General features: G+C 70.2%; 11 protein-coding genes. 9 read left to right on the top strand and 2 right to left on the bottom strand.

The features are described 5' to 3' along the window. Positions 1 to 710 (top strand): tyrosine-type recombinase/integrase (locus VGD70_RS22290; RefSeq protein ID WP_331084360.1); only part of this gene is annotated, 710 nt, incomplete at its 5' end. After that, complete coding sequence (locus tag VGD70_RS22295; RefSeq protein WP_331084362.1) at positions 682 to 1,605, top strand: FliA/WhiG family RNA polymerase sigma factor; 924 nt, start codon at positions 682 to 684, stop codon at positions 1,603 to 1,605. The genes VGD70_RS22290 and VGD70_RS22295, both read left to right, overlap by 29 nt. A gap of 152 nt (positions 1,606 to 1,757) precedes the next feature. On the opposite strand, the gene VGD70_RS22300 is transcribed toward VGD70_RS22295, so the two are convergent. Then, positions 1,758 to 2,225, bottom strand: coding sequence for a M23 family metallopeptidase (locus tag VGD70_RS22300; RefSeq protein ID WP_331084364.1), 468 nt, complete (start codon positions 2,223 to 2,225; stop codon positions 1,758 to 1,760). 862 nt (positions 2,226 to 3,087) lie between these two features. Between VGD70_RS22300 and rpsB the strand changes: the two genes are divergently transcribed. The 6 genes from rpsB to VGD70_RS22330 all read left to right on the top strand — a co-directional run bounded on the left by rpsB (position 3,088) and on the right by VGD70_RS22330 (position 7,916). After that, the gene (rpsB, locus tag VGD70_RS22305; protein WP_331084366.1) at positions 3,088 to 3,936 is read left to right on the top strand and encodes a 30S ribosomal protein S2; all 849 of its coding nucleotides are present in this window, start codon (positions 3,088 to 3,090) and stop codon (positions 3,934 to 3,936) included. Between the two features lie 42 nt (positions 3,937 to 3,978). After that, positions 3,979 to 4,794, top strand: a complete 816-nt coding sequence (gene tsf / locus VGD70_RS22310) for a translation elongation factor Ts (RefSeq protein ID WP_331084377.1) — start codon at positions 3,979 to 3,981, stop codon at positions 4,792 to 4,794. A gap of 110 nt (positions 4,795 to 4,904) precedes the next feature. Then, on the top strand, positions 4,905 to 5,627 hold the full coding sequence (pyrH, locus tag VGD70_RS22315) for a UMP kinase (protein WP_331084368.1): 723 nt from the start codon (positions 4,905 to 4,907) through the stop codon (positions 5,625 to 5,627). 32 nt (positions 5,628 to 5,659) lie between these two features. Continuing rightward, positions 5,660 to 6,217: a ribosome recycling factor gene (frr, locus tag VGD70_RS22320; RefSeq protein WP_331084370.1), complete on the top strand. Its 558-nt coding sequence runs from the start codon at positions 5,660 to 5,662 to the stop codon at positions 6,215 to 6,217. 12 nt (positions 6,218 to 6,229) lie between these two features. Further along, a complete protein-coding gene (locus tag VGD70_RS22325; protein WP_414638026.1) occupies positions 6,230 to 7,141 on the top strand; it encodes a phosphatidate cytidylyltransferase in 912 nt (303 codons plus the stop codon). 13 nt (positions 7,142 to 7,154) lie between these two features. After that, on the top strand, positions 7,155 to 7,916 hold the full coding sequence (locus VGD70_RS22330; RefSeq protein WP_331084372.1) for a class I SAM-dependent methyltransferase: 762 nt from the start codon (positions 7,155 to 7,157) through the stop codon (positions 7,914 to 7,916). On the opposite strand, the gene VGD70_RS22335 is transcribed toward VGD70_RS22330, so the two are convergent. Then, positions 7,917 to 8,489, bottom strand: a complete 573-nt coding sequence (locus VGD70_RS22335) for a PadR family transcriptional regulator (RefSeq protein WP_331084373.1) — start codon at positions 8,487 to 8,489, stop codon at positions 7,917 to 7,919. Between the two features lie 285 nt (positions 8,490 to 8,774). On the opposite strand from VGD70_RS22335, the gene rlmN reads away from it, so the two are divergent. Next, a complete protein-coding gene (rlmN, locus tag VGD70_RS22340; protein WP_331084375.1) occupies positions 8,775 to 9,878 on the top strand; it encodes a 23S rRNA (adenine(2503)-C(2))-methyltransferase RlmN in 1,104 nt (367 codons plus the stop codon). The last annotated feature ends 132 nt before the right edge of the window (positions 9,879 to 10,010 follow it).

A 10,010-nucleotide genomic window follows, 5' to 3' on the forward strand; every position in this document is an offset into this window, starting at 1 on the left:
CCAGCCGCACCACGTTGGCTCGGCGGTCGGCGGCGGTGCGCACGTTCACCGCGTGGGCGCACCGCCGCGGTCATCTGGCCACGGACCCCGGCGCGCGGCTGGCCTCGCCGCGGCCGCACCGGACGCTGCCGTCGGTGCTGCGGCAGGACCAGGCGAGCGACCTGCTGCAGGCGTCCGAGTCGGGCGCGCGGGAACTGGACGCGGTAGCTCTGCGTGACCACGCGCTGCTCGAACTGCTGTACGCGACCGGGGTACGGGTGTCCGAGCTGAGCGGCCTCGACGTGGGCGATGTCGATCTCCGCAGGCGGGTCGTGGTCGTCTTCGGCAAGGGTGGCAAGGAGCGGACCGTGCCGTTCGGCGAGCCGGCCGAGCGAGCCGTGCGGGAGTGGTTGGCGCACGGCCGGCCAGCGCTTGCCCGGCCGACCTCACCACCTGCGCTCCTGCTGGGTGCGCGCGGTGGCCGGTTCCAACCCGCGAGCGTTCGACGTATCGTGCACGGAGCGCTGGGTGCGGTTCCGGGTGCTCCCGTCATGGGGCCACATGGGCTGCGTCACTCTGCTGCGACGCATTTGCTCGAAGGAGGTGCGGATCTTCGTAGCGTCCAGGAAATTCTTGGTCACGCTACGCTCGCCACCACCCAGCTATACACACATGTGACCGTCGAACGGCTGAAGGCAATCCATGACCGAGCCCACCCCCGCTCCCAATGATTCAGGGGAACGATTGGGGAAACCGGGGCCGCCGCACGCCGGCACGCCGGCAGCGGCGACGAACGGGCACACCGTGACGTTCGGTGTCGGCGTGACGGCCGGAGTCCTGCCGGGCGACCAGCGCACCTTCGACGACGTCGAGGCGGGCATCGTCGCGTTGTGGCGCAGCTTCGGCGAGCGGCGCCAGCAGCGGCTGCGTGACCGGCTGGTGCTGCATTACGCGCCGCTGGTCAAGTACGTCGCCGGCCGGGTCGGCACGGGCCTGCCGGCGCACGTCGAGGTGGCCGACCTGATCCAGTCGGGCATCTTCGGTCTGGTCGACGCCATCGAGAAGTTCGAGCCCGAGCGCGGCCTGAAGTTCGAGACGTACGCGATGCAGCGCATCCGCGGCGCGATCCTCGACGACCTGCGCGCCCAGGACTGGGTGCCGAGGTCGGTGCGTGGCCGGGCCCGCGAGGTCGAGCGCGCGCTCGAGCGCCTCGGCGCACAGCTGCGCCGCACACCCACCGACGCCGAGCTGGCCGACGAGCTGGGCCTGTCCGTCGCCGAGCTCAGCGAGGTCTACGCCCAGCTGCAGCTCACCAGCGTGGTCGCACTGGACGAGCTCGCCGCCGCCGGGCGCGGGTCCACCCCGCTCGCCGACATCCTCGAGGACCCGGAGGCGCTCGACCCCGTCGCGCTGCTGGTGGACCAGGACAACCGCCGCCAGCTCGCCGAGGCCATCGCGCACCTCACCGAGCGGGACCGCGTGGTGGTGACCCTGTACTACTTCGAGAACCTGACCCTGGCCGAGATCGGCCGGGTCCTCGGGGTCACCGAGTCACGGGTCTGCCAACTGCACACCAGGGCGGTGCTGCGGCTGCGCGCCAAGCTGCTCGAGAAGACCGAAGTCTGACCGCTAACCCACCTCCCAGGGATTGACAGTGTGCGTTGCGTCCCGGCGAATGGTGCGGGTATCGGGGGTGGGTGGTGGCTGGCTGCCGTCACGGTCCCCTGAGGTTCCGGTGGTCGGTGCATGACTTCACACGATGATCTACGAGACAGGCCTTAACCCACCTCCTCCCACGGCAGCAGCCGCACGCGGCCGGCGGCGATCAGCCCCAACGGGTCCAGGTACTCCTCGCCTCGCCGCACGCCCCAGTGCAGGCAAGCGGGGGCGCCCGCGCAGCCGGGATGGCCGGGGCGCAGGTGGCCCAGCACCGCGCCGGCCGTCACCCGCTGGCCGGCGGTGACCGCGGGGGTCAGCGGCTCGTAGGTGGTGCGCAGGCCGTTCGGATGGTCGACCGACACCACGCCCCGGCTCGCGACCGTGCCGGCGAACACCACCACGCCGGCGGCCGCGGCCAGCACCGGCTCGCCGACGGAGCCGCCGAGATCGACTCCGCGATGCCCCGGGCCGTACGGGGTCGACGGCGCCTCGAACTGCCGCAGCACCGGATGCGGTGGCGCCAGCGGCCACCCGAACCGCTCGGCGGGCGCGTTCGGCTGCCGCCTGGCCGGCTCGTTCGGTCGCACGGCCGACGAGGGATCCGCCGGTCCCGCCCGCGGCGTCGCCCCGCTCGACCCGGGACCGCCCGCCACGGCCGACTCCGCCGACGCCGATGGCCCGGGCGCCAACGCCCCAGACTCCGACGGCCCGGACGCCCGGAACGATTCCGGTGGTGCGGTGCCAGGAGGTACGGCGGACACGTTGGCCACGACCGGCGAGGGCGGCCTCGAGGTCACTCCGAACAGCGGCGGCGCAACAACCGACGCGAACCCCGACACCAGCGCGAGCACCAGCGTGGACAGCCGAGGGGCCGGAGCCGGGTACGGAATGGGATACAGACCCGGATAGGGGACCGGAGGCGAGGCCCGAGGTGAGGCCCGAGGCGAGACACGGGAAGAGGCACGGGACGAGGTCCGCGGCAAAGTCCGCGGCAAAGTCCGCGGCGACGCCGGAAATGAGGCACGGAACGAGGAAGGAGAGGAGACGGGAGACGAGGAAGGAGACGGGGGAGTGGTCATGCCATCAACCGTGCCCGGGGACACCGACGTCCGGTGGGAGCGACCAGGAATCTGTGGACAACCGGACGCGTTGTGGATAACCGGCCGCACTAGGGGTGGCCAGGTCGAAGGCCGACACCCCGACCGCGTAGACTGCTATCGCGGTCCGTGGCAACACGGATCGACTTCGCGTGCCAGTGCACCTGCCTTTGCGAGAGCGACGGCGAGCGGCATCCGGCGGTCCTGAGATAACGACGTTACTGAAGTTGTTTCGGGTCCGGCTGCCAGCACGGGTACCAGGGCTACCTCGCAACCACGCAGAGGAAGCGGCAACCGACATCGCGCCGAGGGGGACACCCGGCGCGCAGACAGAAGAGGTGCGAACCAGGCCATGGCCGTCGTCACCATGAAGCAGCTGCTCGACTCCGGTGTGCACTTCGGGCACCAGACCCGCCGCTGGAACCCGAAGATGAAGCGCTACATCCTCACCGAGCGCAACGGCATCTACATCATCGACCTCCAGCAGACCCTGTCCTACATCGGAAGCGCGTACGAGTTCATCAAGGAGACCGTCGCGCACGGTGGCTCGATCCTCTTCGTGGGCACCAAGAAGCAAGCCCAGGAAGCGATCGCCAACGAGGCGCTGCGAGTCGGGATGCCCTTCGTCAACCAGCGCTGGCTGGGCGGCATGCTCACCAACTTCTCCACCGTCCACAAGCGTCTCCAGCGCCTCAAGGAGCTCGAGTCGATGGAGCAGACGGGTGGATTCCAGGGTCGCACCAAGAAAGAGATCCTGATGCTCACCCGCGAGAAGGACAAGCTGGAGCGCACCCTCGGCGGTATTCGCGACATGGCCAAGGTGCCCAGCGCGGTGTGGATCGTGGACACCAAGAAGGAGCACATCGCCGTCGGTGAGGCGCGCAAGCTCCACATCCCGGTCGTCGCCATCCTCGACACCAACTGCGACCCGGACGAGGTCGACTATCCGATCCCGGGTAACGACGACGCGATCCGCTCCGCCGCGCTGCTCACCAAGGTCGTCGCCGAGGCCGCGGCCGCCGGGCTGATGGCCCGCGCCGGTGTGCGCAACGGTGTGCCCGACGGCGAGGACAAGCCGGCCGTCGCCGCCGAGGAGCCGCTGCCCGAGTGGGAGCAGGAGCTGCTCGTCGGACAGAACGCCCCCGCCGGTGGCGGTGCCGAGGCGCCGGCCAAGCCGGCTGACGCGCCGAGCGAGTCCTGAACCAAGCGCGCAGATACCGAAAGAAGGATGGATAGAGCCACGATGGCGAACTACACCACGGCCGACGTCAAGCGGATCCGTGAGCTCACCGGCGCCGGCATGATGGCCTGCAAGAAGGCCCTTGACGAGGCCGACGGCGACTTCGACAAGGCGGTCGAGATCCTGCGCATCAAGGGCGCCAAGGATGTCGGCAAGCGCGCCGAGCGCACCACGGCCAACGGCCTGGTCGCGTCCGACGGCGGCGTCATGGTCGAGCTGAACTGCGAGACCGACTTCGTCGCCAAGAACGCCGACTTCCAGGGTCTCGCCGACCAGATCATCGAGGTCGCCAAGGTCGTCAAGCCGGCCGATGCCGACTCGCTGGCCAAGGCCGACCTCGACGGCAAGACGGTCGCCGACGCCGTGCAGGAGCTGTCCGCCAAGATCGGCGAGAAGCTCGAGCTGCGCCGGGTCGTCGCGTTCGACGGTCCGGTCGCCACGTACCTGCACCGGCGCGACCCCGACCTGCCGCCGACCGTTGGCGTCCTGGTCGAGTACACCGGTGACGACGCGGAGGCGGCGCGCGGCGCGGCCATGCAGATCGCCGCGATGAAGCCGCGGTACGTCACCCGCGACGAGATCCCCGAGGACGTCGTCGCCACCGAGCGGCGGATCGCCGAGGAGACCGCTCGCGAGGAGGGCAAGCCCGCGCAGGCCCTGCCCAAGATCGTCGAGGGTCGGGTCAACGGTTTCTACAAGGACACCGTGCTGCTCGAGCAGTCCTCCGTGCAGGAGTCGAAGAAGACCGTCAAGGCGCTGCTCGACGCGGCCGGCGTGACGGTCACCCGATTCGCCCGCTTCGAGATCGGCCAGTCCTGATCCCGAAACCCGAATCCCAGGCGGTGCCCCGCCCTCGCAGTTGCCGAGGGCGGGGCACAGTCCTGTAGTCAGTCCCACGAACCAGGCGCACGCGAGGGAAGGACGTCGTGATGGAAGGCCGTGGACACGGGTTCCGCAGGGTGCTGCTCAAGCTGGGCGGCGAGATGTTCGGCGGCGGCGAGGTGGGCGTCGATCCCGACGTGGTGCAGACCGTGGCCAGGCAGATCGCCGAGGTCGTCCGCGACGGCGTGCAGGTGTCCGTGGTGATCGGCGGCGGCAACTTCTTCCGCGGCGCCGAGCTGTCCCAGCGCGGCATGGACCGCGACCGGGCCGACTACATGGCCATGCTCGGCACCGTCATGAACTGCCTGGCGCTGCAGGACTTCCTGGAGAAGCTCGGCATCGACACCCGCGTGCAGACCGCGATCACCATGGGCCAGGTCGCCGAGCCCTACATCCCCCGCCGCGCCGAGCGGCACCTGGAGAAGGGCCGCGTGGTCATCTTCGCCGGCGGCGTCGGCATGCCCTACTTCTCCACCGACACCGCGGCCGCCCAGCGCGCGCTCGAGATCGGCTGCGAGGTGGTGCTGATGGCCAAGTCGGTCGACGGCGTCTACACCGCCGACCCCAAGAAGACACCGGACGCCAAGAAGTTCGAGCACATCACCCACCGCGAGGTGCTCGAGCGGGGCCTGGCGGTCGCCGACGCGACGGCGTTCAGCCTCTGCATGGACAACAACATGCCGATCATCGTCTTCAATCTGTTGGTCGAGGGGAACATCGCGCGCGCCGTGCGTGGTGAGAGGATCGGCACCGTCGTCAGCACTCCCTGACAGCGGCCGGGGAGACAACAACAGGAGCAGCTTTGATCGACGAGACACTCCTCGACGCCGAGGAGAAGATGGAAAAGGCCGTGTCCGTGGCCAAGGAGGACCTTGGCACGGTCCGCACCGGCCGGGCGACGCCGGGGATGTTCTCGCGCATCGTCGTCGACTACTACGGCTCGCCGACGCCGTTGAACCAGCTGGCCGGTATCTCCATCCCGGAGGCGCGGATGGCGATCGTCAAGCCCTACGACGTGAGCCAGCTGAACGCGATCGACCGCGCGATCCGCGACTCCGACCTGGGGGTCAACCCGTCCAACGACGGCACGATCATCCGCGTGATCATCCCGCAGCTGTCCGAGGAGCGCCGCCGGGAGATGGTCAAGGTGGCCAAGGGCAAGGGCGAGGACGCCAAGGTCTCCATCCGCAACGTGCGGCGCAAGGCCAACGAGGAGCTGCACCGGATCGCCAAGGAAGGCGAGGCCGGCGAGGACGACGTCAGCCGCGCGGAGAAAGAGCTCCAGCACGTCACCGACAAGTACGTCACGCAGGTCGAGGAGCTGGTCAAGCACAAGGAAACCGAGCTCCTGGAGGTCTGAGAAGCTCGCCCAGTGACCAGCGACAGGACGAGTGACGTGGCCGGTGCGGCCGCCGAGCAGCCCGAGCCGACCGAGGAGAGCCGCGTGACCACCGGTAGCACCGCGGCGCCTTCGTCACGCGCGGGGCGCAACGTGCCGGTCTCGATCGCGGTGGGCGTCGTGCTCGGTGCGGCGGTCCTCGTCTCGCTGCTCACCGTGCGGCAGATCTTCGTCGGCGTCGTCGCGGTGGCCGTGGCCATCGGCACGATCGAGCTGGCCGGCGCGCTCAAGCGGGGCGCGGACATCCGGGTCACGCTGCCGCCGGTGCTCATCGGCGGGCAGGCGATGGTGTGGCTGTCCTGGCCGTTCGGCCGCAACGGCCTGCTCGCCGCGTTCGTGCTCACCGTCCTGGCGTGCATGGTGTGGCGTTTCCGCGGCGGCATCGAGGGCTACGTGCGTGACCTCGGCGCGTCGGTGCTGTCGGCCGCGTACGTCCCGCTGCTGGCGTCGTTCGCGGCGATGCTCGTGGTGCCCGAGGACGGCGTGTTCCGCGTGTTGTGCTTCATGATCCTCGTGGTCAGCTCGGACACCGGCGGCTTCATCGCGGGCGTGCTGTTCGGCAAGCACCCGATGGCCAAGGTCATCAGCCCGAAGAAGTCCTGGGAGGGCTTCGCGGGGTCGATGACCGCCGGCATCGCCGCCGGCATCCTCACGATGACGCTGATGCTCGACGGGCAGTGGTGGCAGGGCGCGTTGTTCGGCGCCGCGCTGGTGTGCACGGCCACCATCGGCGACCTCGTCGAGTCGCTGATCAAGCGCGACCTCAAGATCAAGGACATGGGCCATCTGCTGCCCGGGCACGGCGGTCTGATGGACCGGCTCGACTCGCTGCTGCCGTCCGCGGTCGTGTCCTGGCTGCTGTTGCGCCTGTTCGTGCCGCACTGAGCCTGGTTTGCTGGTGAGTGTGGGAATGGTGTCGCGCGCGCGGGAGCGCCTGGCCGCGGTGCGGCGCGGGGCCGACACGTTGCCCAGCCCGAACATCTGGCACTGGCCGGACCTCTACGAGATCGAGAACCAGGCGCAGGACGCGGACGGCGACGTCTGGCGGGTGCTCGCCGAGCTCGTCGACTGGACCGGCCAGGACGTGGCCGACATCGGCTGCGGCGACGGCTTCCACCTGCCTCGCTTCGCCGCCGCCGCGCGCCGGGTCGTCGGCGTCGAGCCGCACCCGCCGCTGGTCCGCCGCGCGCACGCCCGGGTCGCCGAGCTGCCCACCGTCGAGGTGCTGGCCGGCTCGGCGCAGCGGCTGCCGCTGCCGGACGTGAGCGTGGACGTGGTGCACGCGCGGACCGCGTACTTCTTCGGCCCCGGCTGCGAGCCGGGGCTCGCCGAGGCCGATCGGGTGCTGCGCCCCGGCGGCTCGCTGCTGATCGTCGACCTGGACGTGCGGCACCGGCCGTACGGCGAGTGGATGCGCGCGGACATGCCGGGCTACGACACCGCCGAGATCGACGCGTTCTTCGACCGGCAGGGGTTCTCGAGCCGCCAGGTCGAGACGGTCTGGCGGTTCGCCGACCGCGACGACCTGGCGGCGGTGCTGCGTATCGAGTTCTCCGCGAAGGTGGCGGCGCGGGCGATCGCCGAGGTGGCGGACCTGAGCCTGCCGGTCGGCTACCGGGTGTTGCACCGGCGCAAGCCGACCGGGTTGCTCATCCCGTGATCAGTCCTCGTCGTCGTCCTCGTCGGCGGCGGCCGCGGGCGGCTCGACCTCGCCGAGGATGGCGTAGACCTCGCGCCGGGCCTCGTTGAGCACCTCGATCGCGCGCTGCTTCTGGCTCTCCGAGGCCGCGTGCGCGACCTGCATGGTGGCGCCCATGAGCTGGCCGATCGAGTTGCGCAGGCTCACGTCCTGCGGGTCGACGTCCTGCGCGATCTCGTCCCAGGGTGGCGCGACGGCGTGCTTCTCAGCAACCGCGCGGCCTTCCTCGGTGAGCTCGTAGCGACGCTTGCCGCCGCTGCCCTCGGTGCTGACGATGAGGCCCTCGTCGGCGAGCAGCTGCAGCGTCGGGTAGACCGAGCCGGGGCTCGGGCGCCAGACCTGGCCGCTGCGCTCGGTGATCTCCTGGATCATCTCGTAGCCGTGCATCGGCCGGTCCGCGAGCAGGGCGAGGATCGCCGCCCGGACGTCGCCGCGCCTGCTGCGCCGGCCACCCGCGTGCCCGCGTCGCCGACCCCCGCCGCGCCGGCCGCCCGGTCCGCCCGGGAACCCGGGGAAACCCGGCATGCCAGGCATACCCGGCCACGGTCCGAACGGTGGTTGCGGTGGCGGCGGCGGGAACGGCCCGTGAGCCTGCGGTGGGGCGAACGGCCCGAACCCCTCGTGCCCGAAGGCCTCTTGCGGGCCGCCGAAGTCCGGCCGCCCGCGGTGATGGTGATGTTCTCTGTGTCCGAATGATGGACGCATGATCAGTTCCTCCCTGTAGTCATCGCGTGGTATCGCGATATGTTTACGATATATCGGAACGTATCGCGATGCAACGTCATTCCCCAACTGGCGTCGTGGGACAATGGCGGAGCCATGACCGCACTTCCCCTCGTCTTCGACGCACCCCGCCGCGGCCTCCCGCCCCGCCACCTCGCCGACATGTCCGCCGATGAGCGGCGCGCGGCGGTCGCTGAGCTGGGGGAGAAGCCGTTCCGTGCCAACCAGCTGTCGCACCACTACTTCGCGCGCCTCACGGCCGACCCGGACCTGATGACCGACATCCCGGCCGCGAGCCGGGGCCGGCTGGCGGAGACCTTGCTGCCCCCGCTGCTCACCCCGGTCCGCCACATCAGCTGCGACGACGACGCGACCCGCAAGACCTTGTGGCGGGCGCACGACGGCACGCTGCTCGAGAGCGTGCTGATGCGCTACCCCGACAGGGTGACGCTGTGCGTCTCGAGCCAGGCCGGCTGCGGCATGGCGTGCCCCTTCTGCGCCACGGGCCAGGGCGGCCTCCAGCGCAACCTGTCCACGGCGGAGATCGTCGACCAGGTCCGCGCCGCCGCGGCCGCCATCCGCGACGGCGACCTGGGTGAGCCCGGCCGCCTGTCGAACATCGTGTTCATGGGCATGGGCGAGCCGCTGGCCAACTACAAGCGCGTGGTCGAGGCGGTCCGGCGGATCACCGAGCCGGCGCCGTCGGGTTTGGGCATCTCGCAGCGTTCGGTGACGGTGTCCACGGTGGGTCTGGCGCCGGCGATCCGGAAGTTGGCGGACGAGAAGCTGCAGGTTCGGTTGGCGGTCTCGCTGCACACTCCGGATGACGAGCTGCGGGACACGTTGGTGCCGGTGAACACGCGGTGGTCGGTGGACGAGGTGTTGGAGGCGGCGCGGTATTACGCGGACGTGTCGGGTCGTCGGGTGTCGATCGAGTACGCACTCATTCGGGACGTGAACGACCAGCCATGGCGCGCTGACCTGTTGGCGAAGCGGTTGCGCAAGCATCTGAAGCAGCTGGTGCATGTGAACGTGATTCCGTTGAATCCGACGCCGGGCTCGGAGTGGGACGCGGCGCCGAAGCCGGTGGAACGGGAGTTCGTGCGCCGCGTCAACGAGGGCGGCGTCGCCTGCACGGTGCGTGACACCCGCGGCCAGGAGATCGCCGCGGCGTGCGGGCAGCTCGCCGCCGAGGGTTAAGTCGAGTTCGCGTCTCTGCGCGAGAGTCCATCGCTGGGCCGATCACCGACGGCCGACTCGCGGCACCCTCCGATTCGTCGGGTCGTTCGATGAGCTTGCCGTTCTTGAATACCGCGCCCGGCTACGACGAGG

The sequence above is a fragment of the Actinophytocola sp. genome, assembly GCF_036402745.1.
GTDB lineage: Bacteria > Actinomycetota > Actinomycetes > Mycobacteriales > Pseudonocardiaceae > Actinophytocola.

Bases quoted from the DNA above. Each gene is read 5' to 3' on its own strand.
- VGD70_RS22295 (WP_331084362.1), top strand. From the start codon at position 682: ATGACCGAGCCCACCCCCGCTCCCAATGATTCAGGGGAACGATTGGGG.
- rpsB (WP_331084366.1), top strand. From the start codon at position 3,088: ATGGCCGTCGTCACCATGAAGCAGCTGCTCGACTCCGGTGTGCACTTC.
- tsf (WP_331084377.1), top strand. From the start codon at position 3,979: ATGGCGAACTACACCACGGCCGACGTCAAGCGGATCCGTGAGCTCACC.
- pyrH (WP_331084368.1), top strand. From the start codon at position 4,905: ATGGAAGGCCGTGGACACGGGTTCCGCAGGGTGCTGCTCAAGCTGGGC.
- VGD70_RS22335 (WP_331084373.1), bottom strand. From the start codon at position 8,489: ATGCCTGGCATGCCGGGTTTCCCCGGGTTCCCGGGCGGACCGGGCGGC.
- rlmN (WP_331084375.1), top strand. From the start codon at position 8,775: ATGACCGCACTTCCCCTCGTCTTCGACGCACCCCGCCGCGGCCTCCCG.